The 26,849-nt window shown below is 35.3% G+C and carries 25 protein-coding genes; 7 read left to right on the forward strand and 18 right to left on the reverse strand.

Annotation, left to right across the window (positions count from 1 at the left end):
• Positions 1-11: 11 nt before the first annotated feature.
• Positions 12-932: an OmpA family protein gene (locus GZ212_RS13700; RefSeq protein ID WP_082316504.1), complete on the forward strand. Its 921-nt coding sequence runs from the start codon at positions 12-14 to the stop codon at positions 930-932.
• A 66-nt stretch (positions 933-998) separates the two neighbouring features.
• Here the strand turns inward: GZ212_RS13700 and GZ212_RS13705 are convergent, their stop codons facing one another.
• Positions 999-1,619 (reverse strand): L-threonylcarbamoyladenylate synthase, encoded by a 621-nt coding sequence (locus GZ212_RS13705; RefSeq protein WP_053970416.1) that lies wholly within the window; start codon positions 1,617-1,619, stop codon positions 999-1,001.
• 91 nt (positions 1,620-1,710) lie between these two features.
• Here GZ212_RS13705 and GZ212_RS13710 point away from each other — a divergent pair, with 91 nt between their 5' ends.
• Positions 1,711-2,679 carry a retropepsin-like domain-containing protein gene (locus GZ212_RS13710; protein ID WP_053970417.1) on the forward strand — a complete coding sequence of 323 codons (969 nt, stop codon included), beginning with the start codon at positions 1,711-1,713 and terminating at the stop codon, positions 2,677-2,679.
• Positions 2,676-3,638: a glycogen-binding domain-containing protein gene (locus GZ212_RS13715; RefSeq protein ID WP_166961373.1), complete on the forward strand. Its 963-nt coding sequence runs from the start codon at positions 2,676-2,678 to the stop codon at positions 3,636-3,638. The genes GZ212_RS13710 and GZ212_RS13715 overlap by 4 nt, the downstream gene beginning before the upstream one ends.
• 41 nt (positions 3,639-3,679) lie before the next feature.
• Here GZ212_RS13715 and GZ212_RS13720 read toward each other — a convergent pair whose 3' ends face one another.
• From GZ212_RS13720 to GZ212_RS13785, 14 genes are all read right to left on the reverse strand, one after another.
• Positions 3,680-4,060 (reverse strand): hypothetical protein, encoded by a 381-nt coding sequence (locus tag GZ212_RS13720; RefSeq protein WP_166961375.1) that lies wholly within the window; start codon positions 4,058-4,060, stop codon positions 3,680-3,682.
• Positions 4,061-4,089: 29 nt separating this feature from the next.
• Positions 4,090-4,329 carry a hypothetical protein gene (locus GZ212_RS13725; protein ID WP_166961377.1) on the reverse strand — a complete coding sequence of 80 codons (240 nt, stop codon included), beginning with the start codon at positions 4,327-4,329 and terminating at the stop codon, positions 4,090-4,092.
• A gap of 186 nt (positions 4,330-4,515) precedes the next feature.
• A complete protein-coding gene (locus tag GZ212_RS13730; RefSeq protein ID WP_240923820.1) occupies positions 4,516-5,415 on the reverse strand; it encodes a tetratricopeptide repeat protein in 900 nt (299 codons plus the stop codon).
• A 144-nt stretch (positions 5,416-5,559) separates the two neighbouring features.
• Complete coding sequence (locus GZ212_RS13735; protein ID WP_166961378.1) at positions 5,560-6,366, reverse strand: hypothetical protein; 807 nt, start codon at positions 6,364-6,366, stop codon at positions 5,560-5,562.
• 108 nt (positions 6,367-6,474) lie between these two features.
• A complete protein-coding gene (locus GZ212_RS13740; RefSeq protein WP_166961380.1) occupies positions 6,475-7,119 on the reverse strand; it encodes a hypothetical protein in 645 nt (214 codons plus the stop codon).
• Between the two features lie 114 nt (positions 7,120-7,233).
• Complete coding sequence (locus GZ212_RS13745; RefSeq protein WP_166961381.1) at positions 7,234-7,791, reverse strand: hypothetical protein; 558 nt, start codon at positions 7,789-7,791, stop codon at positions 7,234-7,236.
• A 163-nt stretch (positions 7,792-7,954) separates the two neighbouring features.
• Complete coding sequence (locus GZ212_RS13750) at positions 7,955-8,680, reverse strand: hypothetical protein (protein ID WP_166961383.1); 726 nt, start codon at positions 8,678-8,680, stop codon at positions 7,955-7,957.
• Positions 8,681-8,842: 162 nt separating this feature from the next.
• Positions 8,843-9,805: a hypothetical protein gene (locus GZ212_RS13755; protein WP_166961385.1), complete on the reverse strand. Its 963-nt coding sequence runs from the start codon at positions 9,803-9,805 to the stop codon at positions 8,843-8,845.
• Between the two features lie 74 nt (positions 9,806-9,879).
• The gene (locus GZ212_RS13760; protein ID WP_166961387.1) at positions 9,880-10,398 is read right to left on the reverse strand and encodes a hypothetical protein; all 519 of its coding nucleotides are present in this window, start codon (positions 10,396-10,398) and stop codon (positions 9,880-9,882) included.
• A gap of 194 nt (positions 10,399-10,592) precedes the next feature.
• Entirely contained in the window at positions 10,593-11,138 is a 546-nt protein-coding gene (locus GZ212_RS13765; protein WP_166961389.1) for an STM3941 family protein, read from the reverse strand.
• Between the two features lie 103 nt (positions 11,139-11,241).
• A complete protein-coding gene (locus GZ212_RS13770) occupies positions 11,242-11,856 on the reverse strand; it encodes a hypothetical protein (RefSeq protein ID WP_166961391.1) in 615 nt (204 codons plus the stop codon).
• Positions 11,857-12,024: 168 nt separating this feature from the next.
• Positions 12,025-12,729: a hypothetical protein gene (locus tag GZ212_RS13775; RefSeq protein WP_166961393.1), complete on the reverse strand. Its 705-nt coding sequence runs from the start codon at positions 12,727-12,729 to the stop codon at positions 12,025-12,027.
• Positions 12,730-12,847: 118 nt separating this feature from the next.
• Complete coding sequence (locus GZ212_RS13780; protein ID WP_166961395.1) at positions 12,848-15,163, reverse strand: ATP-dependent helicase; 2,316 nt, start codon at positions 15,161-15,163, stop codon at positions 12,848-12,850.
• Positions 15,164-15,259: 96 nt separating this feature from the next.
• Positions 15,260-16,813, reverse strand: coding sequence for a hypothetical protein (locus tag GZ212_RS13785; protein WP_166961397.1), 1,554 nt, complete (start codon positions 16,811-16,813; stop codon positions 15,260-15,262).
• Between the two features lie 74 nt (positions 16,814-16,887).
• Here GZ212_RS13785 and GZ212_RS13790 point away from each other — a divergent pair, with 74 nt between their 5' ends.
• Complete coding sequence (locus GZ212_RS13790; RefSeq protein ID WP_166961400.1) at positions 16,888-18,447, forward strand: FMN-binding glutamate synthase family protein; 1,560 nt, start codon at positions 16,888-16,890, stop codon at positions 18,445-18,447.
• A gap of 476 nt (positions 18,448-18,923) precedes the next feature.
• On the forward strand, positions 18,924-19,445 hold the full coding sequence (locus GZ212_RS13795; protein WP_166961401.1) for a hypothetical protein: 522 nt from the start codon (positions 18,924-18,926) through the stop codon (positions 19,443-19,445).
• 5 nt (positions 19,446-19,450) lie between these two features.
• Here the strand turns inward: GZ212_RS13795 and GZ212_RS13800 are convergent, their stop codons facing one another.
• Both GZ212_RS13800 and GZ212_RS13805 read right to left on the reverse strand, forming a co-directional pair.
• Positions 19,451-20,359 carry a patatin family protein gene (locus GZ212_RS13800; protein ID WP_166961403.1) on the reverse strand — a complete coding sequence of 303 codons (909 nt, stop codon included), beginning with the start codon at positions 20,357-20,359 and terminating at the stop codon, positions 19,451-19,453.
• A complete protein-coding gene (locus GZ212_RS13805) occupies positions 20,359-22,323 on the reverse strand; it encodes a M1 family metallopeptidase (RefSeq protein WP_166961405.1) in 1,965 nt (654 codons plus the stop codon). Before GZ212_RS13805 ends, GZ212_RS13800 begins: the two co-directional genes overlap by 1 nt.
• An 81-nt stretch (positions 22,324-22,404) precedes the next feature.
• Here GZ212_RS13805 and recG point away from each other — a divergent pair, with 81 nt between their 5' ends.
• Complete coding sequence (gene recG, locus GZ212_RS13810; protein WP_166961407.1) at positions 22,405-24,507, forward strand: ATP-dependent DNA helicase RecG; 2,103 nt, start codon at positions 22,405-22,407, stop codon at positions 24,505-24,507.
• A gap of 15 nt (positions 24,508-24,522) precedes the next feature.
• A complete protein-coding gene (locus GZ212_RS13815; protein WP_232635593.1) occupies positions 24,523-25,545 on the forward strand; it encodes an SMP-30/gluconolactonase/LRE family protein in 1,023 nt (340 codons plus the stop codon).
• On the opposite strand, the gene murA is transcribed toward GZ212_RS13815, so the two are convergent.
• A complete protein-coding gene (gene murA, locus GZ212_RS13820; protein ID WP_166961409.1) occupies positions 25,542-26,849 on the reverse strand; it encodes a UDP-N-acetylglucosamine 1-carboxyvinyltransferase in 1,308 nt (435 codons plus the stop codon). The two genes, GZ212_RS13815 and murA, sit on opposite strands and share 4 nt — an antisense overlap.

Consider the following 26,849-nt stretch of genomic DNA (forward strand, 5'->3'; position numbering starts at 1 on the left):
CATAAACTATCATGAAAAAATTAATGTTATTGAGTGTTTTATCCTTAGTTCTTCTGGGATCCTGTGTTTCTAAAAAGGAATATGCTGCACTTGAGGCAAAACAAAAAGAAACGCAAGATTTGCTAAACTCTGCAACAGTAAAATTAAATAGCTGTTTAGCTGAACAAGCAGCAGCAGCAGCGCGTGTTGAGCAAATGAGAGACCAACTTGAAGACTTAAGAAAAGCTAATCAAGATTTAATTGATACCAAAGGAAACTTAACAACCTTAACTCAAAAAGGTGCTGAAAACCTTGAGAAATCTTTGGAAAGCTTAAAGGAAAAAGATCTTAAAATCACCCGTTTACAAGACGCTTTAAACAAAAAAGATAGTGTGACCCTAGCAGTTGTTACCAGCTTGAAAAAAGCGGTTGGAATCAACGACCCAGATATCGAAATCAATGTTGAAAAAGGAGTTGTATTCATCTCTATTGCCGATAAATTATTATTCCAAAGCGGAAGTTACACAGTAACTTCTAGAGCTCAAGAAGTATTAGGAAAAGTAGCTAAGGTTGTTAACAGCAAACCAGACTTTGAATGTATGGTTGAAGCTCATACAGACAACGTACCTTACAACAAAGGAGGCGTGTTAAAAGACAACTGGGATTTAAGTGTAAAAAGAGCAACTTCTGTGGTAAGAGTGCTTCAAGATTTAGGTGTACAACCTAAACAATTGATTGCTGCCGGTAGAAGTTTCTACGCACCTGTTGCTTCTAATGATACTGCTGATGGTAGAGCTCAAAACAGAAGAACCAGAATCGTAGTTATGCCTAAAATTGACCAATTCTATGAAATGGTTGAAAAAGAAATGAAAAATCTTGCTGAAGGAAACGGTGCTGCTGAACAAACGGCTCCTGCTACCGAAGCAACTGAGGAAGGAGAAGGAGAAGATTAATCTTTCTCAATATAGAGCATAAAAAAGTCCGACACATGTCGGACTTTTTATTTTTATAAGTTTTTCTTAAAAGATTTCCAGACTTCCTTTCCCCTCCCTTAATACGACAGGAGTGTCTTCAGACAAGTCAATAATGGTAGACGGTTCATTATCTCCATAACCACCATCAATAACCAAGTCTACTAACCTATCCCATTTTTCATAGATCAATTCAGGGTCGGTTGTATATTCCAAAATTTCATCCTCATCATAAATGGAAGTTGAAATAATAGGATTACCAAGTTGCTTTACAATTTCAATGGCAATTTTATTATCAGGAACACGAATCCCTACTGTTCGTTTCTTTTTAAAAGCCGTTGGCAATGTTTTTGCTCCAGGCAGGACAAATGTATAGGGACCTGGTAAGGCTCGTTTTAGAATTTTAAAAGTGGCGGTATCTATTTGTTTGACATAGTCACTTAAATTACTCAAATCTTCACATACAAATGAAAAATTGGCTTTTTCCAACTTCACCCCTTTAATACGGGCCACTTTTTCCAAAGCCTCCTTATTGGTGATATCACATCCCAAACCATAAACCGTATCTGTAGGGTAAATAATCAATCCACCTGCACGTAAAATTTTTACCACTTTTTGAATTTCCCTCGGATTGGGATTTTCTTCATAAATCCTTATGAATTCAGCCATATATAATCGTATTTAACACAAATTTACGCCATTAATTCCATTTAATTTTGATTATCTTGTAACATAAAATGGTTCCTGCAGTCTATTAAGTATGCCACCCAAAAGATTATATATCTTACTGTTGTTTGTGCTTTGTTACATCAACTCTTTTTCCTTTACAAAAAAGATAGGAGGCATTACCTTTCCCAAAGCTGAAATTCTCAATGAATATACTGCCAGGATTCCATTTAAAATGGTGGACCACCTTTTAGTGATTGAAGCAGAAATTTTTGATCAAAAGGGTAATTTTATTATCGACACGGGTTCGGAGACCTTGATTTTGAACAAGGTCCACTTCCCCATCCAATATGAATTTAACAGACGAAAAAAAGCCACATCGGGTGTCGTAAACCTTATGGATGATGCCATAGAGAAAAAGATTAAGGAATTTGTCATCCAAAATCTAAGCCTTAGTGACAAAGTATCAGATGTTATAGATCTATCGCATATTGAGAAAAACAAAAAAATGCACCTTCTGGGTATCATCGGTTTCCAAATACTTCAGGACTACGAAGTGTTTATTGACCTTTACTTAAATCAAATCACTCTGACCAAAGTAGACCGATTTGGAACCAAATTTGACAAAAAAGTGTATTTGGAAAAAATTACCGATAGCATTCCATTTACCCTTGTAAATCATACCATCGTTTTAAAAGCAACTGTTAACGACCAAACTTTAAAATTTGGATTGGATACCGCTGCAGAAGTGAACCAACTCAACAAACGGGTTTCTAGAAAAGCCCTAAAATACTTTAAACCCAACGGCCGCTTAAAACTTACCGGCGCCTCTGGCAAACAAATTGAAGTTTTGGCAGGGAAATTGCATTTGGTAAAATTGACAGACCAAATTTACTTTGGTCCTATGGACACCATTTTAACCAATCTAAGTCAAATGAACGAAGCTTTTGGGGTTGATCTAGACGGTATTTTAGGCTATGAATTTTTCAGGCAAAAACGAACCATTATCAATTATCAAAAAGAAAAGCTTTACTTTGTATTAGATCCAATTACCAAACGTTGAGACAAAGTATCATTTATATTGTTCTTTTTTTATTTTCCCTTAATCATCTGTCGGCACAAAAGCATGCCTCAGGCTATCAGATAGAGGGCGATACGGTTGTGTTTACTTTTGACATCAGAGATTACAAACTGTTTACAAACGAGCAAACAAACGTTAGAAGGAATTTCAAAAACATGAATGTGGAGGATGTTATTGTATCTGGTAACTTCAACATGTGGTCTCGCGATGGATGGCAAATGCGTCAAATTGATAAAAACATCTACCAACTCAAAAAAAGTCTGGACGACTTTACCGATGATTACACTTGGGAATTCAAGTTTTTAATCAACAGAAAATATTGGGCCGAACCCGATAATAGCATGTCCAACATCACACCGGCAACCGATGAAGATGGAGACAAACTCTATGTCTACAATTTAAAATTCTATTCTGCCAAAATAGATCCCGATGGGAATGCCTGTTTCAAACTGCATGGGTTTGACAAAGCCAAAAAGGTGGTTTTGAGCGGTTCGTTCAACAAGTGGGATGAGCACCTATTTCGAATGAAAAAAACCGAAAATGGCTGGGAACTCACACTACAATTGAGACCAGGTGTTTATGAGTATAAATTTATTGTGGATGGCAATTGGATGGAAGACCCAGACAATCCCTACAAGCGCACCAATGAATACAGCGGTCATAATTCCGTTCTCAACATAAAAGCTCCTGTTACCTTTCATTTAAATGGCTATCAAGATGCCCAAACGGTTATCCTTACCGGTTCTTTTGTAGATTGGGACGAACATAAAATACAAATGAAAAAAAACAAGGATGGTATCTGGGAAAAAACCCTCATGTTATCTGGTGGCAAACACCATTATAAGTTCATTGTAGATGGTAACTGGATGGAAGACCCTAAAAATGCCGTCAAAGAATATGACAGCTCTGGCAACATCAACTCTGTGGTAATGGTGAAGTAGTTTTTGGAAACTCGATTAGGGCTTTTTTAAAAATGAGTTTGTTAATGAAGCCAAAAGTACAAATAGAAAACTACGGAAATAATCAAAGCAATTAAGGTTGTTTTTGAAAGTTCGAATTGACCCTTTTTTGCTTTTCTAATAATTCTAACAGTGAAAAGAGATGAAACTGCAATTAATGGAAAATAAAATATTAAATTAATTGCAAGTCTATTGGCTTTATTTTCAAAACTTCCAAAACCTTTATCAAGAAAAAAATAAAATAAAAAGAAAATAATGATAACTGCAATGGCATAAAGAGTTAATGCTCCGATAATATGTATAAGAATGGAAATAAAATTGGTTTTAGCTGATGAAATTCTTTTAAACATGATCTTGTTAATACATAATAACGGTTTGGCTAAGACGAGTGTACCAAAAGGCATTGCATATAGGTTTTGTTGCAGTACGTTTTTTAATGAGTTATAGTGTATCTATAGCCCACATAGATTAAAATTAAAACAACAACTACTTTAAATAGCCATCCTATAATCACATTTTTTTTAAATTCTTTTGGCGTGTAAATATCATCAAATTTTTTTCTACCTAAATTCCAAAAATATCTAATAATTGCACCAAACCATTCCGATGTATGTAATTCTCCATCTGCCTCATTGGCCCAATTCATATCCTCTTTACGATTTTTTTTATCCATTGGTTCTTTATTAAAACACTAAAATGGTTACCTATAAACTTCTCTTGAATATTTAAATTTGATGTTTTTCGGTTTAGCATTGGCTTTAGAATTCCGAGTGGATTCTAGCCTGCCCTGAGGGTAGTTTTAGGTTAGTCCAATCAGCTGTAATTGCAGTTATAATTTGTCGCAAACCGTGTTTTTACTTTATTCACAATACTTTTCAATTCTTTCTTGTGCATATTCAGCTCCTAATTCTTTTGCTTTTTTCCAATTTACACAAGCCTCTGTTTTTTTCTCTTGATTATATTTCGTGTTACCAATGTTGAAATATGTCATGGAGTCATTTGGTTCTAATTCCAATGCTTTTTTATAATCTTCAAGAGCTCCTTCGTAATCACCATTTTCATCTTTTACAGTTCCTCTGTTTGTAATAGCAGCAATAAAATCAGGCGCTAATTCGATTGCTTTGTCATAATCAGTTATTGCTGATTTCCAAGTGTAAAGTTCATTTTTTACTATCGCTCTTGAATAGTATGAATTCGGTTCTTTTGGATTGATTTCTAAAACAATAGTCCAATTTGCAATTGCACCACTCAAATTATTTGAATGGTATAAATCTATTGCTTTGTTAAAATAATAATCCTCTTTTGATTCTATAAATTCTGGAAGTACAGGATTTTTGTCAACTTCAGCTCCGTACGCATCAAATTTACAATCAAATTCATATCCTCTTTTTGCCATATCTAAAGCCCAATACATTAAATTATCCCTTGTGATTGGAAACAAATCTGTTTTACCCCTTAATTCAAAACTACCTTCCCAAATATTAAATTCCTCAAGCGAATATCCATAATTACTTTTCAGGTAATCAATCAACTTTTCAAGTTTTTCCTTTTTGTCAGATAGGAAGTGAAAATCGATTTTTGTATATGCAAAATCAGTTAATTCACTTTTTTTCATATTCTCATAAACGTCTTGTGCAGAAACCATTTCCTTTCCAAAGTTGTTGACGAAATCGTCCCATGTAAAATATGTGTTCTCCATTTCTTGACCAAAAGAATTTAAAATTGAAAGAGTTAGTATGATTTGAAGAAGTTTTTTCATCCTTGCAAATAATGGTTTGTGTATAGTTTCTTTACGTGACACGAGCACGCAGTGCTAACTGGCATAGAAAATCCGCGAAGATTTTCCTAGTAGGCTAGAGCCAAGTAATTGTTTTTAATTGGTTGTGTCAAAAGTTTTTCATTTTTAATCAACTCCTTGAACCCACTCATTCATATAGTCTACAAACTTCATCTGTTCTTTTTCTGGATAATCGTCAAAAAAGGTTATATAGTAACTCCAATTCAACTTATGCATCCTCGTATTGCTGATTTGTATTTCTCTTGAATGAATAAAACCCACTAAATTTTGTTTTTCAAAGAGCAATACCATTCTGTACCCAGGTGAAGGGTCTTCTATAGAATTTTCATAATTAAAGAACGAATCGAATTGGTCATAGCCAACTGCACCCTTATCTAATTTAAAAGTTTGAATAAATCCTTTCCAACTTGCAAATGCCCGTCCTTGTTCAGCTAAATTCCTTTTGAAAATGGTTTCAATTACCGTTTCGGGTTTAATATTATTCTTATGAGTATAGCCATATAGCATAGCATAAGCAAAGTTTCTGCCTTTCCCTGTACTTACAAAATGAGATTTAAGAACCTTTCCAATTGTGTCTTTATCTACAATAATCGGTCTATTTTTCAAGATTGAGTCCATACCATATTCGTTATAACCAATGTCAGCATAAACAAGAACTTGATACCAACCATTTTCAGGTTTTGTATTGACTTCTACCAACGTATTGTCATAGAGCTCAAAAAGAATTTCTCCATTTGGTTTGCTGAGAATATTTGCTGGTCCGTCAATTCTTTCTCCAATAATTAACTCCGTTTCCTGCCTTTCGAAAACTTCTGTCGCCTGCTTTTGAATTTTACCAACCCTCTTTCTTGGTTCTTTGGAGTTACAAGACAAAATTGAAATTAGCAAAATGATGTAGGTTAGTTTTTTCATTTTTAGTTTTACTAAATGATTGTTTATGGTTCCGTTACTTGATGTATCCAAGATTTTTGCTATGAGTATCAATTCAAGTTAAAAATAATAATTTAGATCCTGCTTTTTTTATTTCAACCGACTAAACACCTCCTTCTCCTCCAATCTATAAATTATATCTTCGCAAATTGAATTGAGTTTCGCGATTGAAAGATTATTGTTTGATTCGTAATTAAGGTTTTTATTATCTTCTTCAGTTTCTAAATTATACTTGTCAAAATTCTTTTGAAATTCAGATGAATCACTAAAAAACCAAAAAAATCTTTGTGGAGAATGAAGTCTGGTTGAAGTGTAAGAATATTTTTTTCCATTCGACATGCTATCTGGTTTGATAATGTAAATTTCAACTTCACCTTTTTTTAGTTCTTCAATATTTTCAATGAAAAAATCGACAGGTTTTGAATCAACCAGTTTTATCGAATTAAAACCTCCACAATTATCGTATTTTTTAATCCAAGCCTCATTCCCGTTTTTCCAAAATCCATATAAATTGAAGAAATATCCATTTGGGTTACAAGCCGTCGAATCTTCTTTATTGAAGATTAAAAACTTGGAGACGTAAGTTATATGCTTAACTATAAAAAAGTTTTTGATATTTTCTCGATTCATTTCCATCTTAAATTCTTCAATTAGAGATTTCGCTGGGTCATCTTTTTCTTGCCCAAAAGTGAGGTTGAAAATTAAGAATAAGAAAATAATTAGGTATTTATGCATTTTGTTTAAATGTGCTCTAACGGTTTGTATAAGAGTGGTGCGGTTATGTGTACGAGAAATACCCGCAGGAAAATCGGAAGCAATTAATTATACACGGTGTTGTGCAACGTTTTTTTATTCTGTAAATATTTCGTTTAATATAAAATTTAAGTTTTCTTTTCCAACTTTGCTTAAACCACCATATTTCATATTCGGTGAAAATGGTTCTGATTCTGTCATTCCACAACCTTCCAAACACAACCAAACCTTTCCAATTTGCTTATTTTCTAAGTTATAAAATCTCAAAATATATTCTGATTCAGATAAACTCCATGTAGTCTCTAACCAATTGAAATTGCCAGGATTATTGAAAAATGTAATCAAATCAGCCTTATTCAATTCCGACACGGTTTTGGAAGTAAAACGACTGGTTAGAAAGCTATTCTTAAACAGCTTAATTTTCGCAACGTGCTCTCTTGGGAATTTATATTTTCCAAATCCGAAATGTTCTTTATAAATATTTCTATGGTCTTGATATTCGTCATAATGGTCTTTCCATTCAAATATATTTTGTTCGTCAGTTGGAAGATTTTCAGAATAGAATTGTCCTCTGTCGGCAATATCGAAAATTATTACAATTCCGATTAATGCTAAAACTCCAATTGTGTATAATATTTTTTTCGGGATTTTCAATTCGTGACGATTTTCTCAAATGTGCGGCAACGGTCTATATAACCATCAGGTATCGGCTTGGTTTACTTTGTTTTTCGGTTTATTACTAGCGTTAGCAATTCTGAGTGGATTCTAGCCTGCCCTGAGCATAGTCGAAGGTTAGTCGAATCCGCCGTAATTGCGGTTATATATTTTTGTAAATCGTTTTTTTATTCAGCTGTATTATTTCTATAAATTCTTCCGGCGTCACATTTAATTCCGAAATATTAATTTCTTGTATTCCAGAAGATATTGTTCCAATGATTATTTTTTTCTCCATTGAATTATTTCCTTTACCTCTTATAATTCCGTAATCCAAGATATTATTCCAATACAGAGTTTTTTCTTCTTGATGAATACCGTTTTCATCAATAGTTATTAATGTTTTGTACTTATGATAAAAAGCTTTGTAGAAGTAGTATAAAGATAAAAAAAGCATTATTAAAACTCCAATTATATTGGCAGAATTTAAATCCCAACTAAATCCATTTATATAATTTCCGTATAATAACATGACCATTATTATTCCAATCATAACTAGAATTTGTTTGTCATAATTTTTATCTTTTTTAAATTCTAATCCGTGAGTTTTTTCTTTTGTCAAATACTTTCTATTTCGATTCTTTTCTGGTTTTTCAAACTCTCTTTCGCTAAATAAGCTCTCCAATTTTGTTATTGCATACTTATCATTTATTTCTGTTTCAAAACGCTTTTTGATTTTCTCTAATTCCAGTCCGTCAATTTTGAAATTAGCGCATTCTTTTTCAAACTCGGCAATTTTACCAGTCAGACTACAAATTAGTCCTTCTTTTAAAGAAGGTTTTCTGTTTATACAGATTTTACAAAAAGATAAATGGTACTCTCTATTCACTATTTTTTGGTCAAATGTCAAGTCCTGAAATATGGCTACAGGTTAAACATAGTTTTAAGCGATAAACTTTGCAAGTACACAACCAGCTGCAAATCCGCGAGGATTTTCAGAAGCAGGCTAGAACCAAGCAATTATTTATAGCCATTGTTTTGTGGCGTTTTTTTATTTTTTTAAATAATCAAATATAATGAACGGAAGCAATGCAAATGCGAAAAACAAAATCATTGTATAAATTAAATCAGCAAATTTTCCGTGTTTATCCACTTCAGGTTCTCTATTAAAAATTACTTTATAAAGTTGCCTAATAGGATATTGCACTATTAAAAGCGATAATGGATAAATAAAACTTACACTATTTAAATCAAAGATGTTTTCTTGGTAATAATTCCTGAATAAATAACCATAACAAAAGAAGCCAACTGCAACCAAAAGGCTTTTAATATAAAAGTCATTTATTCTCAACATTTCATAGTCCATAAAAAACCAAAGTCCGATTCCCATTCCAGTAAATAAAGTCCATTTTTCAATTATTTTAACATTATCAGTCAAATAGGGAACAAAAAAATGAATTAAGATCGCTATTATTGAAATGTAAAAAACAATTTTAAATCGTTTACTAATCTTTAATTCTAATTTATCCTCTTTAAGCCTTTTGTGATTTGCTTTTATTGAAAGAGTCAAAGGATTTTTTAAATTACTCATATCAAATGTTGAATAAAATTTGTTGTCGGCTTGCTGGGTAACTTTACCTCCAAAATCAATTTTATAATGTTTGTTCTCGGTAGTTACCACATAAACGTTGTCAAATTCCTTATCATTTTTTGATATGTAAACCAAAAGCTCCTTATCGTTTAACCTTTTGTCTATATTTTTACCTTTAGCTAACCCTTTAATCTCCACATTATATTCAATTCCCTCTGGAAATTTGAGATAATTTAATAAATAGAAAAAATGTTTATTGTCTAGAAGATTGTCTGCTATTATTATTTGTCTGTCAATCCCATTATCGAAAATCTTGAAGTCTAATTTTGAAGAAAAATTGTCAGAATATAAATCTATCCAATTCTCCAAAGCCTGTTTCACGTCATTTAGAGATGCTCCTTTTATTTCTATGATGTTTTTCATTTACGATTTTCTCAAATGTGTGGCAACGGTCTGTATAACCATCAGGTATCGGTTTGGTTTACTTTATTTTTCGGTTAAGAACTGGCGTTAGCAAACGTTTTTATAGATTTAATTAGTTCATTCTTGTTTTCCATTTCATTAGGAATTCGGATTTCACCTTTATTAAATAATTTTCTTTTTAATGATGAAACAGATTTGTCGAAAATCACGAATTTGGGATTTAATTCTATTCCGACATTTTCCCATTTAATTTCGGTATTCCTTTTGTTCCAACTTGTATCTTGAAATTCAAGATGAATTGGCTCAAGAAATTCACGTATTAAACTTTCTTCCGTTAATTTAATAGAGTATGATTTCCATTGCTTTTCCGAATTTTTAAGTCCCTTTTTCATCGCTGAATAAATTAAAAACCCAACTATTAAGAATGATATGATAAAATAAATTATTGCATTCAAAGATTCAGTCCCGAAAACAAAGTAATAAACTGTAAAAATTATAGTAGCAGTTATTATAAAAATCCAATTAGAGATTTTTTTATGTTTTTCGCGAGTAGTATTATATTTTTTTAAGTCAACCTTAAACTCTGTTTTCATCTCGGTTTAAATGTTTTCTATCGGTTTGTATAAGAGTGGTGCGGTTTTGTGTATAGTTTCGTTGCGTGACATGAGCACGAAGTGCGAACTGGCGTAGCAAAATCCGCAAGGATTTTCCGAAGGAAAATCAGACGTAGTAAACTTGCAACTACCTTTGGTTAAGCCCAAAATTGAGCAATTATTTTTATACATTGTTACCTTGCGTTTTTATTTCTTTTAAATTCGGTTTGTATTAGTTTTTCAAGTTCTCCAAAGTCATATTTCAGCGTATTGGATGTAATCGAAAGAGGTGTTTCGTACATATTCATATTTGCTTTCATTAGTTTGGTTTGTAGTCCGTTTTTAGCTTTTCCGATATATTTTTCAGGGTTGACAATGTCAATCAACAAGAATTTTGTTGACATTACTTGTTTTGTTCTAATTTCAGAAATGTCGTTCCACTCGATTAGTCCGATACTTGAAGCATTTGAGTTGTCAGTTATTCCGTCCGAGTCAATAATCAGTCCGATTTTTTTGTCAAACAGTTTTTTAATCCCATAAATTCCTGTTGCACTAAAAAACAGTATTCCAACAATTCCTCCAATCCTGATAATTTCTGGGTCAGTTATTCTGAAAATGTTAGGAATAAATCTTTCGGGATTGGTCGAAATCCAAATTCCACCAACAACAAATGCAATTGAACCTAATAAAAGCAATGCAATTTTATTTTTACTTAACGGTATTTCAATTCTACTATTCAATTTTCTGGTTTAGCAATATCATTAGCAATTCCGTGTGGATTCTACCCTACCCTGAGCATAGTTTAATGGTTATGGAATTCGCCGTAATTGCGGTTATACATTGTTAGCAACTGTTTTTTGTTTTCGGTTCATAATTATTCGGTACAAAAACTTCATTTTCCGATTTCTCAATTAGAATCTCCAATAATGATTGAATTTCGTCAGTTTTATATTCCGTTGTTTTAATTGAAATTCCAGATTTTGATTTGAAATCAAGTTTTAAATTTTTACTAAATCGGTCAAATTGGATTTGAGTGAGTTCAGTCAGATTCCGTTTTTGAGTCCAACGCTTGTTTAAAATTAATTCGTTGTCTCTTATGAAAACTGTAAATGGTTTTTTCTTTTTGTAAATAAACCACATAATTAAATCGGTTAGTGGGAATGCCCAAAATATGAAAATCAGAAAAATTACATTTCTATAACTATTATTCCCTAACCATAATAACATAGTCCAAGCAATAGCATAAATTAACTCAAATATTCCGAATACTTTTCGCTGACTTCGCATTTTAAAGTCAGATTCATAATTCTTATTCAGAACGGAATATTCCCAAAGAACTGTTGTCAACAAAATTGAAACTACCAATGCAATATTCAGAACAAGAGGAAATTCGGTTTCCAATATTTGTCCGTAAGTCAAGATGATAATAAGTAATATTAATGTTACAAAATATTTCATTTGTTGTTGGTCTGTTCAAATAGTTGCTAACGGTCTTGTATAACCGTCAGTTACGGATTTAAAGTTAATGTTTTTCGGTTAAGCACTGACGTTAGCAATTCCGAGTGGATTCGGACGTAGTCGAATCCGCCGTAATTGCGGTTATACATTGTTGGGCACAGTATTTTTTTAATATTTTTCTCTTTCACTTATTTTCACATTAGACAAAGAAATGAGATAATCACAAGCCTCATAAAAATTTCCTTTTCTCGGTGTCCAAACTGTTGCAACTCTATATTTTTCTTTATTCACTCCTTCTAAAATCCATTCAGAACCGTCATTTCCAATTGAGCCACGACCTAATTCCATTTTCCAAAAGTTAGCTTTCTCCACAAGTTTTGTGAATTCAGACCATTCTTTTTCTGTTATGATTTTAAGCCTTTCAATCTCCAAATTTCCTGGCTCATAACCACCAGCTCCATCAAGCACTTTCCAATATAGAATATATCCGTCATTCCACTTTTCAATTCTAAAAGTCATTGGTTTGTGAAATGTTCTCAACCAAGTAAACCTGTAAATTTCTTTTTCAATTTTTCTATTGAAAAGCAATGGTTCTTTCATTGCGTAAAGATGTTTTGAATACCAGTTGACCACAAATTCATCATAGGTTCCTTCTTTAGCTTTAGTTTCTATTCTTGTTATACTATCTGTTTTAATCCAATCCATTTCAACCTCTGGGAATAAATCTCTCGGAAAGTATGGTTGTTTTGAGTCAAGAGGAACATTCAGACTGTCAACCTCGATTGTTTTGTCAATATACTTTTCGATTGATTGACCAAATCCAATTTCAGACAGAAATAATGTCAGAATTCCAATTATTAATATTTGTCTCAAAGTTTTTGTCATATTGTGCCCAACGTGTGGATATGTTCACTGGTGAACATATATTTATTATATCTATACCTTCAAATTCAATTGTTATCCAAAAATTCTCCTTTAAAAAAGGTCATTACTACCCTATCACCTCCAATTTGGCAAACCGAAGCAGAAGCTTCTTAACACCGCCATTTTCAAAGTTAATTTCGGCTTTTGTATCGGCTCCAGCACCTTCAATACTCAACACTTCTCCTTTTCCAAAGCGCATATGCTCTACAATATTTCCTTTGGTCAACTTACCATCAAACAAATTGGGAGCTTCACCTCCTGAAGAAGCCTTTAAAGGCTTTAACTTTTTGGGTGGAATAAACTTAGGCGGTGCCTTTTCTTCCCGAAGCTTCTTCGGTTTCTTGAAACGAATGGTATTTGGTTCTGGGTCTCCAAAAATATCGGCATCCAACATGGGATTGAATCGCTGCTCTTGTATAGGGGTTAAAATATCCAAATACTGGTCGTCTATCTCTTCAATAAATCTGCTAGGTTCAGCATCAATCAATTTTCCCCATCGGTAACGCGATAAGGTATAGGTAAGATACGCTTGCTTTTCGGCACGGGTCAAAGCCACATAAAATAGGCGTCTCTCTTCTTCCAACTCACTACGCGTATTCATGCTCATAGCACTTGGAAACAAATCTTCCTCCATCCCTACGATATACACATAAGGGAATTCCAATCCTTTTGCCAAGTGAATGGTCATTAATGCTACACGGTCATCATCGCCTTTGTCATTATCCAAATCGGATGCTAGGGCCACATCTTCCAAAAACTCGGTTAAGGAACCTGTAGCGTCTGCCAATTCTTTTTGTCCTTCAACAAAGTCCTTAATACCATTCAAAAGCTCTTCGATATTTTCCATACGGGCTACCCCTTCTGGCGTACCGTCTTTATTGAATTCCCTAATCAAACCACTGGTCTTGGTCACATGTTCGGCCAATTCAAAAGCATTGACATTCTGGTTCATCACCTGAAAACTTTCTATCATGGTAACAAAGTCACGAAGTTTCCCTTTGGTTCCCGAATTGATTTGAATATCCACTTTATCCAAATTCTTCATAACCTCAAACATGGTGCGGTTATAACCATTGGCCACCACAACCAGTCGATCTATTGTGGTTTGTCCTATTCCCCTAGCAGGAAAGTTAATAACCCGCTTTAGGGCTTCCTCATCGGCCGGATTGATAATCAAGCGTAGATAAGACAGTACATCTTTAATTTCCTTTCGTTGGTAAAAAGACAAACCTCCATAAATCCGATAAGGAATGTCCCGTTTTCTTAAAGCATCCTCTATCGCTCTGGACTGAGCATTGGTGCGGTAAAGCACTGCGAAATCACCATTAGGAAGCTGCTCCTGCATCTTATTTTCCAAAATGGAGCTGGCCACAAAACGTCCCTCATCCCCATCGGTCATCAAGCGATTGACCTTAATCTTGGCGCCTTCGTCATTGGCTGTCCATACTACCTTATCCAAGCGGCTTTGGTTTTTCTCGATTATGGAATTAGCTGCTTTTACAATATTCTGGGTAGAGCGGTAATTCTGTTCCAAGCGATACACCTTGGCATCATCATAATCGCGTTGAAAATTGAGAATGTTGTTGATATTGGCACCCCTAAACGCATAAATACTTTGGGAATCATCACCTACCACACAGATGTTTTGGTAACGGTCTGCAAGCGCCCTAACAATCAAGTATTGACTGTGGTTGGTATCTTGGTACTCATCTACCAATATATATCTAAAGCGGTCTTGGTATTTGGCCAAAACCTCTGGAAATCGTGTTAAAAGTTCATTGGTTTTCAGCAATAAATCGTCGAAATCCATGGCCCCTGCCTTAAAGCAACGTTCTACATAATTTTTGTAGATATCACCCATGCGTGGTCTTCTGGCAGCCGCATCGGCCTCCATCAGTTCTGGGTTATTGAAATAGGCCCTAACCGTAATTAAACTGTTTTTAAATGAAGATATTCTGGAACGTATTTGCTTGTATTTATACACATCTTTATCAAGGTTCATTTCCTTGATAATGGATGATATCAAGCGGTCTGAATCCTGGGTGTCATAAATGGTAAAATTACTGGGATACCCCAAACGGTCTGCCTCAATGCGCAGAATCTTTGCAAACACCGAGTGAAAAGTTCCCATCCATAGATTTTTTGCCTCACTTTGCCCCACAATACTGGCAATACGTTCTTTCATCTCCCTTGCTGCCTTGTTGGTAAAGGTAAGTGACAAAATATTGAAGGGATCAATCCCTTGATGCATCAAATAAGCAATACGGAAGGTCAATACCCTCGTCTTACCAGAACCCGCTCCGGCAATGATCATCATGGGTCCCTCCTTTTGTATGGTTGGCTCTAATTGGGCTTCGTTAAGCTGACTTAAATACTTCTCCAAATCTCTTTCATTTTAAAGGTTCAAAATAACCAAACAAAGAGGTATAAGTAAAGGAATTTTATGATTAATTATAAACAATTGAAAGATGGGTATTACCTATAATCTATCCAACACCATCACTTTCATTAATGCGGATTCAATGGTTTTCCAAATAAAGTTAAAAACCGATTTGGTTTTATCGCGTTGCACCTGACCCTTTGAGGCTGTACGATAAGCCTTCCCATCATGTTTACTATCATTCTTTACAAAAACATGAAGCACCCCAGACAGAAATTTATTTTTTTCCTTTCCGTCCTTTCTTAAGGCCACCACATCAAAATCGTCATACTTGATACGAAGGTCTATATGGGAATAATCGTTATTGCCATTAATGGTAAACTGCGTATTCTTCAGCTCCCCATTCACTTTGATGTTCATATTAGGTTGAGTGAAGTGGTTCAATTGACTAGCATTTAAATGACCAATATCTGCCTGAAATTGGAACGCATTGGAAAGATTGTTAACATCAAAGGTCCATGTTACTTTCAAAGGCGTTTTTCCAAAAAACTTAGCATCCACATCCACGGAGGTCTTTTCTGGAGATATATAGGTGTTTCCAAGCTTTTTAATGGTGGCATAAATTTCACTATAGGAAACGGTTCCTCCTTTGTTCTCTACTTTTACTTTTTCAGTATAACTAATATTGGCATTCTTTACCAAAACTTCTTCCAGATTCAATTGAAACTTAAAATTCCTAATAACTTCACTGTATAACTTTTTAATTTTTAGGTTATCTGCCAACAATTTATTCCGATACACCTTTAAATCAGCATCCATTATCCTTGCTTGTGGAGAAGCAAAGTAGAACACCTCGTCTTTATTAAAACCAAACCTAGGCGCATCCACAGAAATGGAATCACATACCAGATTGTAATGGTCCCGTTCCTTGGAAATCATCTTGTTCATGGTTTCTCTATCATATTTGGTATAAAGCGCTAGGTTTTCAAAACGTATTTCATCCGACTCAAAAGCTCCTTTTTCAACCTCAATATTCTCAAAATCGTTCAGTCGAAAGTAAAGATCCTTAAAACTCAAACCGTAGCTTCCAATTTTAACCGGAATCTTTTCTTTGATGGATGCATCATCCATGACTACTTCATTAAAATTCATTTGGAATTTATCAACTTGAAGCAATAAGGAGTCATTTTCCCTATTCAATACATTGATAAAACCATCTGTAACTTTAATTTTCTCTAAAGAAACCAGCTGTTTTAAATTATTTATTCCGTTAGATTTTAAAGAATCATTAAGGATTTTGGTATCGTGAAAATAGGTGATTCTTGGTTTGTCCAAATGAATGTTTTGTACCAAGACATCATTCTTGGTCAAATATTTCATAAAGCCGATACCATCCAAAATCAAGGACTTCATCTCAAGTTTTGCCCGCACCTCTCCAGTATGCTTTCCTGTATAACTACCTACAATTTCTCCTAGTTGAAGTGTGCCATTCCATAAGCTCAAATCAAAATTTTGATACTCAAGTTGTACCGTTTCTGGCAGAGAGGTTTTTAATACACCTTCAATCCTTTCTGCTACATAATTTTGAAGGATAAAATATCCGGGGATAGTTAGGAGAATTAAAATCCCTAGGGATATTAATACAATTTTCAAGGCCTTGGTCATTTCATAAAGATATACTTTTAGAACGATTATTTTTGGATACCTTTACAAAAAAACCTTACAAAATGAGCGCTTTTATTGAATTTCTAGGTAACATTAGTTGGTGGGGATGGATTCTGATTATTCTAGCCTTGGTGGCTATCAGAGATGTTTTTATTCAAAAAAGACATACCATCAGTCACAATTTCCCTATTGTGGGGCATTTAAGATATTGGTTGGAGAGCATTGGGCCTGAGTTAAGGCAATATTTGGTTGCCAACAACAGGGAGGAACTTCCATTCAATCGCATTGAAAGGAGTTGGATTTATGCCTCAGCCAAAAAAGAAAACAACTATGAAGGCTTTGGAACCGACAGGGATATTTATGCGCACCAACATGTATTTATAAACAATGCCATGATGCCTTTTAAAATAGAAGGGGATCACCCAAATGTAAAGGACCACACCTTTCTTCCTTGCGCAAAAGTCATAGGCTTACATCACAAACGAAAAAAACCATTCAGGCCAGCCTCAGTTATTAATGTTTCTGCCATGAGTTTTGGTTCGCTATCAGCCAAAGCGGTAGAGTCGCTCAATAAAGGTGTTAAAATTGCCGGAGCTTATCACAATACGGGTGAGGGTGGCTTATCACCCTATCACAAACATGGAGGTGATGTCATTTTTCATTTTGGAACAGGCTATTTTGGAGTCCGGGATAAAAACGGACAGTTTTCCATGAAAAAATTGGTCAAATTGGTTGAAGAAAACCCATTTATCAAAGCCATCGAAATCAAGTTATCTCAAGGTGCCAAACCTGGCAAAGGCGGTGTTTTACCAGCTAAGAAAATCACCAAGGAAATTGCCGATATACGACATGTAGAAATGGGAAAAGATGTTTTATCACCACCCAGTCATTCAGCCTTTTCAAATGTGCAAGAAATGGTTGATCTTATCGAGGCAATAGCAGAGAAGACTGGTTTGCCCGTAGGAATAAAAGCTGCCATAGGTAAATTGGACCAATGGGAGGAACTAGCAAACATCATGAAAAACACCAATAAAGGTCCTGATTTTATCACCGTGGATGGTGGTGAAGGTGGCACTGGTGCAGCTCCTCCAAGTTTTGCAGACCATGTTTCACTACCTTGGGTTTATGGTTTTAGTGATTTGTACAAATTGTTTCAGCAACATGATTTGACTGAACGAATCGTTTTTATAGGAAGTGGCAAATTAGGTTTTCCTGCCAAAGCAGCTATGGCCTTTGCCATGGGGGTTGATTGTATCAATGTAGCGCGAGAAGCCATGATGAGCATAGGATGCATTCAAGCACAAGTATGCCATACCAACCGCTGTCCAAGTGGTGTAGCAACACAAAACAAGTGGCTACAAAAAGGTATAAACATCCCTTTGAAATCGGAAAGATTGGCTCAATATTTTAAGACTTTTAGAAAAGAATTCTTGGAAATCACTCATGCTGCAGGTTATGAACATCCATGTCAATTACAAATGAGCGATGTAGACGTCAATGTAGATGACCAGTACCTTTCCAAGGAATTGGATAAAACCTACCACTACCAAAAAACACCCGTCCCATTCAGTAATATGGCTTCCATTCAGGATTGCCCTTATTTAGGGGGAATTTCAAAATAAGCAAAAATAAAAGCCCTATTATTAAACAAATAAATAGGGCCTTTAAACAACAACTTATGAAAAAGAATCAAAAAACTCTTTTGAATTTGCTATTAATGATTTGGGAATAGAGGTTTATTTTTTGATAAGACACTGAAACTGCTTGGAGCATAACTTTTACTTGGGGAGATAAAGGTTATACTCTTTCGCAGAATCATGTTTAAGTTGGTTAGTTTATTCATTAGACTTGGGGTTCTAATTAAGTTCATTCGATTTGGGATTACTAATATAGATAAAAATATCTATAAAAAGCATATTTTTTCGACGAAATGCATTTTATATTTTTATTTAATTGATTTTCAATAGTTTAAAATTAGTCATTTTTAACCTACAATAATGTAAACCTAGATGAAAAACCCACATATATTTCTTAAAATTCTTTTAGACTTTATGAAAACAACTTAAGTTTGCGGGTAAAACAACTTATTGGTTCAATTATGAATTTTTCTGACATATCTGACGTCCTTCTTTATATGGTTCCGGCATTGATTATCGCGATGATTGCTTATTATTTCTTTAGTCAAAACTTCAAAATGGAAACCGCTAGATTACATTACCTAATGAATAAAGACAATAACAAGCACAGTTTACCCATGAGGCTTCAAGCTTATGAGCGTATGACCTTGTTTTTAGAACGCATAAAACCATCTAAGTTGCTAATTAGAGTTACTCCCTCTTCTTCAAAAAAGAATGACTATGAGGAATTACTTATAGCCAACATCGAGCAGGAGTTTGAACATAACTTGGCGCAACAAATCTATATTTCATCGGAATGCTGGACCATAATTACGACAGCAAAGAACGCAACGATTCAACTAATCAGAAAAGCGAACCTTCCTGAAAGCACCGATTCTGCAAACAAACTAAGAGAGGTTGTGTTGAAAGAGATGATGGAGAAACAGTCTCCTAGTGATGCTGCTTTAGCTTTTATTAAGCAAGAGGTAAACGAGTTGTGGTAATAACTTTATAGGTCTATATCTCTTGAGGCTTTTTCCTCATGTTTTTCCTTGGCATGGTCATAACCTTGTTGCCACCATTTTCTCATGAGCCTTTTACTAAAAATCAAAGAGTTTTCGGTAAGTTCGGTTGGAGTATAATAAAGATTTAGGGTTACTCCCCTATTTTTTGCAGCTAACTTTCCTATTAAAATATCATGTTTTTCCAGTTGATCCATAACATGTCCAAACAAGCTAAGCATTAGTGAAAAAGGGTTTTTTCCAAGCACTTTTTGACCCTCCAGATTTTCAGATTTTAAGATAATCGCGTCCACTTCGGTAGCTCCTCGCTGTATAGCCTCCCTAATCGGAACCACACACCCCAAACCACCATCAGCATACTCATAGCCATCTACTTTTACCAACGACATAAAAGGCACATAATTACATGAGATCCAAATCCATTGGCAAAACTCCTCATAGGTAAATTCTTTGATTGACTTGTATTCAGTCGTATTTGTTGAAAGATTAACAACAGTTACCACTAAATCTTCTTTGGTATTCAGTATTTGATGGTACTCCTCTTCAGTAAAATTTCGCTTGATAGCCTTTTTGAGGGCCTTACTCTCTCCAAACGTGCGTTTTTGCCTGATAAATTGCCACAATGAATTGACAAAATCGATAGAGACATATTCCCTATCCCCTTTCTTTCTTTGTACAAATGGGCTGACACTAAAAATATCCTGCTGCTGTACACTAGTAAACATCTCATGAAGCTTGGTAATTTTATTGACTGCCAAATGCGGAATCAACAGACTTCCCGTAGACGTTCCTAAATACATATCATATTGCCTTCCTCTCTCCTCAATAAGGTATTGGGCGACACCTCCCGCAAAAGCACCTTTACTTCCGCCTCCTGAAATTACTAGGGCTCTCATTAATTTTGAACAGGTTTTAAACGTTCCAACATTTCTTTAGCAAACTTAGACATTCTCCAATTATGGTGTTTTGTAGCTTGTTTTAAATTGTCCTGGCATATATCATTACATCCTTTTAAAGCATCCAAGTACTGAAAAGCTCCCAATCGCACCTCAAAACCAAATCGCGGACTGGTATAGTCTAACAATTCATAATAATAGGTCTCATTATTTTCAGGTTCAAAATTTGGTGAAGAGAGCGCTAAAGCCAGCCATAGCAACCTGATGTTTTTATCAGGAAACCCAACAAGGTCTTTGGTTTGCTTGAAATAAGTAGCTCGATCTTCTGGAAAATTAATCCATAAATGATATAAAGCCGCTTCAATTGTTTTATAAGAGGGATCATTCAATAATGACTCATAGGACTCCTTCAGGTTTTGAGGAATCTTACTCACGCTCTCTGCAATGGCCTGACGCACCTCCCAACCAGAATTAAACAAATCTACAGTCACTTTATCTTGAACCTGAGCTATCACCTTACTTTTAGTCCAATCAGAAACACCTGAATTTAAATAATAGGCACATTTTCCGCTGTTCATTTCGCAATCGGCCATTTCGTACTCTTGGATGTAGGCAGATTTCATTAATAGCTCATAGGCTTGTTCTTGAGGGAATTTAACATTCTCAATCCAAAGCAATTGGAAACCATGAAGGTTCAAACCACTTGCTTGTTCCACTTCAGAAATAAAATCGTTTGTTTCAACCAATCCATAGGCATGTTTATTCAGATAATTTCTAACCGCCTTTTCAAAAGCTTCATCTCCTACCTTATCCTTAAGCGCATGCAGAACCCAAGCTCCATGCTTATAAAAGGTCAAACTACTTGACTTAGGATTTAAAAGAGAGGTTCCTTGACCAGCCCGCTCCTGCTGCATGAGCTCTTGATAATATTCATATAAGCGTTGGAAATAGTAATGCTCGCCAAACACTTCTCTTTCTGCTAGCAACGCATAATAGGTGGCAAAACCTTCTTGCAACCAATGGTGATCCCCATTTTTAGCAGTCACATAGTCTCCAAACCATTGGTGCGCCAATTCATGGGCGTTTACATTGACATAATTCTTATCCACAAAAGAGATGGAATCAATCACAAAAGAATCTGCAAAAATGGTGGCACTGGTATTTTCCATACCTGCATAAAGAAAATCATGCACCGGTATCTGCTTGTAGTTTTGCCATGGATAAGCAAAGCCTATTTCTGATTCTAAAAAATCAAACATAGTCTTTGAAAATCGATAAGTAGGTTCTACACGCATGGAATCTTTTGGGTAATAGTACATTTCTAACGGCTTACCAGATTTAGAGATCTCTTCCTTTTTATCATAGTCTCCAATAACTAAAGCCACTAAATAACTACTCATGGGACGCTCCATATCATAGGTCCAAGTGATTAAACCATTTTTTTCTTTTTTATTCACCAAGTTACCATTAGCTACTACTTCATAGGCTTTATCAAAGGTAACTTGTAAATCAAATTCTATTTTGTCATTGGTATCGTCTAAACTGGGCAACCAATGACTGGTATATTTTCCCTGGCCTTGGGTCCAAATTTGATTGGGGGCCTCATTATCCCAACCTACAAAATAAAGGGCTTTTTTAGGTGATACTTGATATGTAAAACTCAGTTGATATTTCTTGTTTGGAACCAACCTCTCCAAAAGCCAAAATTTGTCACCATCATTATCCCATTTTGCTGTTGATTTATTCAACTTCACATCTTTAAAAATCATTCCAACGGCATCCAAATAAATGGAGTCTACTGGCTTTAAAATTTCAAATTCGTATGTAAGATTCCCCATAACCAGTTTTTCCAAAGTATTAAAGCTTAAGTCTACCAAAACACTTTTAAAGTCCACATTATATGATTGTTGTGAATAAACAAAAAGACTAAAAATCGCAAAGAAAAGGTTAAGATATGGTTTCATAACTTGAAGATAGTAAACCTAAAGTCATTTCCGCAAATTTTAAAGCTTTTAACTTTCACTTAATACATTTATCTTCGTCTCATGTCTAGCAATCTTCAAACACCTATAGATTACTTAAAAGGCGTTGGCCCCAACCGAGCTGAATTGCTCCGTAAGGAATTAGGCATCCACACCTATCAAGATTTAATCAATCTATTCCCAAATAGATATTTGGACCGCACCCAATATTATAAAATTGGTCAATTACAAAGAAACAGCTCCGAAGTACAGGTTATTGGAAAAATCATAGGATTCAAGGAAGTAGCTCAAAAAAGAGGAAAGCGCTTAGTTGCCACTTTCCAAGATGACACAGGGACCATGGAATTGGTTTGGTTTAGAGGGCAAAAATGGATAAGAGATAGCCTTAAAACCAACCAAGCTTACGTCATTTTTGGAAAAACCAACTGGTACAATGGCATTTTCAGTATGCCGCACCCAGATTTGGAACTACTTACAGATCATGAGAAAAGCTTAAAATCTGCAATGCAACCGATTTATCCATCGACTGAAAAGCTTTCCAACAAAGGGATTACAAACAAGGTCATGACAGGAATCATGCAGAACTTATTCTTGGAAACCAACGGGAAATTCCAAGAAACCCTTTCTGAGGATATTTTAAACGATTTAAACTTAATCTCCAAAAAAGAGGCCTTATTCAATATCCATTTTCCAAAAACCCAAGAGCTTTTAGCAAAGGCGCAATTTCGATTAAAATTTGAAGAGTTATTTTACATCCAACTACAACTTATTTTAAAAAACCTCATTCATAAATCAAAAATTAAAGGCTTTACATTTGAAAAAGTAGACACCTATTTCAACACCTTTTTCAAGGAGCATTTACCCTTTAATTTAACGCAAGCCCAGAAGCGAGTCATCAAAGAAATTAGAGCTGATTTAGGGAGCAATGCCCAAATGAACCGACTTCTTCAAGGAGATGTTGGTTCTGGCAAGACCATTGTAGCGTTCATGTCAATGCTCATCGCACTTGACAACAGTTTCCAAGCCTGTTTAATGGCTCCGACTGAAATTTTGTCAGTCCAGCACTTTAACGGATTAAGTGAACTATGTAATTTATTGAATATCAGTATAAAAATACTCACTGGATCAAGTAATACTTTAGAAAGAAGAGAAATACATGAATCTTTGGAAAATGGGCAATTACAGATCTTAATTGGCACCCATGCCCTACTGGAAGACAAGGTGAAATTTAAAAATTTAGGACTGGCCATTATAGATGAACAACACCGATTTGGAGTCGCACAAAGAAGTAAACTTTGGAAAAAAAATCACATTCCTCCACATATTTTAGTGATGACTGCCACCCCAATTCCAAGAACCTTGGCCATGTCCATTTATGGTGATTTAGACATCTCGGTAATTGACGAACTTCCACCGGGAAGGCAACCCATAAAAACCGTTCATCGGTATGACAACAATCGGTTAAAGGTATTTAAGTTTATTCGGGATGAAATAACCAAAGGCAGACAAATCTATGTAGTTTACCCCTTGATTCAAGAAAGTGAAAAAATGGACTATAAGGATCTCATGGACGGTTATGAAAGTATCGCCCGCGACTTCCCCGCTCCACAATACCAAATCTCTATTGTTCACGGTCAAATGAAACCTGCCGATAAAGATTATGAAATGCAGCGATTCGCAAAAGGAGAAACACAAATTATGGTCGCTACTACTGTTATTGAGGTTGGCGTCAATGTGCCCAATGCGACTGTTATGGTTATTGAAAGTGCCGAACGTTTTGGTCTGTCGCAATTACACCAATTACGGGGACGCGTGGGTAGAGGTGGCGAACAGAGTTATTGCATTCTTATGACCTCACATAAATTATCGAATGAAAGCAAAATAAGATTGGAAACCATGACCAAAACAAATGATGGCTTTGAAATCGCCGAGGTGGATTTAAAATTGCGAGGACCAGGCGACATCATGGGAACCCAACAAAGCGGCGTTTTAAACCTGAAAATAGCCAATATTGTCAAAGATAAAGACATATTACAATCGGCGCGCTATTACGCTAAAAAGGTGCTTAAAGACGATCCCGCACTCTCACAAATAAAAAATACCAATATTTTAAGAACCTACCAGCAACTTAGTAAGTTTAAAAACATTTGGAACTATATTAGTTAAGCAAAACAATTACCTTTGAAGCACAATACTCTTACCATGTCCATGAAACACCTTTCTGCTGCATTACTTATATTTTTTGGTGCATTTATTATAAGCTGCAAATCCGATACAAAATCGGAGAAACATACCGAAGCCATAACCGAAAAGACGATTGAAAAACAAGCTGTTTTAGAACTTGAAATAGCTGCCAATTTGGGAGAAGGTGCCTTTTGGAACTATAAAAGCAATGAACTTTACTGGATAGACATAGAGGATAAAAAATTGCACATCTACAATCCTAAGACAAAAGAGGACAGAGTATTTAATACACCTTCCAGAATTGGGACCGTGGTTCCGAAAAACGCCGAGGAAGCCGTTATAGCACTTGAAGATGGCATCTATATCATCAATACACAAACAGGAGACCTAAAACTTCTTTCAGACATCGAACACGATCTTACTCAAAATCGCTTTAACGATGGAAAATGTGACCCTTCCGGACGTTTTTGGGTAGGCTCACTTAATTTGAAAGAAGAAGCAGCATCAGCTAACTTATATATGATAGACACCACAGGACAGACCACTTTAAAAATTGACAGTGTCACCATCTCTAACGGCATTGTTTGGACAAAAGACAGAAAGACCATGTATTACATTGATACCCCAACAGGAAAAATTATGGGGTATGATTACGACGACAAAACAGGTGATATTACTAACGGACGTGTAGCAGTAACTGTAAGCGACACTATTGGCTACCCTGATGGGATGACTATAGATGAAAATGATAACCTTTGGGTAGGCTTATGGAACGGACATGCCGTTGGCCATTTTGATCCCAAATCTGGAAAATTACTGGATAAAATCCAGGTACCTGTTCAAAATGTGACTTCCTGTGCTTTTGGAGGTGAAAATCTTGACACACTTTACATCACAACCGCCAGTAGAGGCATCAGTGAAGAAGATAAAAAACAATATCCTTTATCAGGTTCTGTATTTAAAGCTGTTCCAGGTGTTAAAGGCGTTAAGGGATCATTCTTTGGTAATCAATACGACTAAACGCGCTCTATTTTAGCTCCGATAGCTCTTAAACGCTCGTCAATATTTTCATATCCACGATCAATTTGCTCGATGTTATGAATCGTGGAAGTACCCTTGGCTGATAAAGCCGCAATAAGCAACGAAACACCCGCTCTAATATCAGGAGAGGTCATAGTAGTCGCCTTCAAGGTCGACTTAAAGTCATGCCCTATAACTGTAGCTCTATGTGGGTCACAAAGAATAATTTTAGCTCCCATATCAATAAGTTTATCCACAAAGAACAAGCGACTTTCAAACATTTTTTGATGAACTAAAACACTACCTCTCGCTTGAGTTGCCACTACCAAAATAATACTCAATAAATCCGGAGTAAATCCTGGCCAAGGTGCATCGGCAATAGTAAGAATAGAGCCATCTATAAAACTTTGAATTTCATAGCCATCGGTATGAGCCGGAATATGGATGTCTTCTCCTTGTTTTTCAACTGTTATACCTAATTTTCTAAACACATTTGGAATTAAACCCAAATCATCCCAACTCACATTCTTGATAGTGAGTTCGCTTTTAGTCATAGCAGCCAATCCAATCCAACTTCCTATCTCAATCATATCTGGAAGCATTCTATGCTCTGTGCCCCCCAATTGACCTACACCCTCTATAATCAGCAAATTAGAGCCAATTCCAGAAATCTTAGCCCCCATTCTATTAAGCATCTTACAAAGTTGTTGCAAATACGGCTCACAAGCAGCATTATAGATTGTTGTAGTTCCCTCAGCCAAAACAGCAGCCATAACAATATTGGCTGTTCCTGTTACAGAAGCTTCATCAAGCAACATGTAGGTTCCTTTCAACTTATCTGCTTCTACCCCATAAAAATGGTCTTCTCTATTATATCGAAAGGAAGCTCCTAATTTGATAAACCCTTCAAAGTGGGTATCCAAGCGACGTCTACCAATTTTATCACCACCTGGCTTTGGGATATAACCTTTTCCAAAGCGAGCCAATAGTGGTCCTACAATCATAATAGAGCCTCTTAAACCTCGTCCGTCTTCTTTAAATTCAGCCGATTCAAGATATTCTAAATTCAAATCATCTGCTTGGAAGGAATAGGTACCGTGTTCTAATTTTTCAATTTTCACTCCCAGTTTACCTAAAAGCGAAATCAACTTATTTACATCTACAATATCAGGAATATTACCTATGGTTACTTTTTCGGGAGTTAATAATACTGCGCATAAAATTTGAAGCGCTTCGTTTTTTGCTCCTTGTGGCTGGATGCTCCCTTTTAATTGGTGGCCTCCCTCAATTATAAATGTTTTCAT

Origin of the sequence: Mangrovimonas sp. CR14 (genome assembly GCF_011764015.1) — a bacterium.
Taxonomy (GTDB): Bacteria; Bacteroidota; Bacteroidia; order Flavobacteriales; family Flavobacteriaceae; genus Mangrovimonas; species Mangrovimonas futianensis.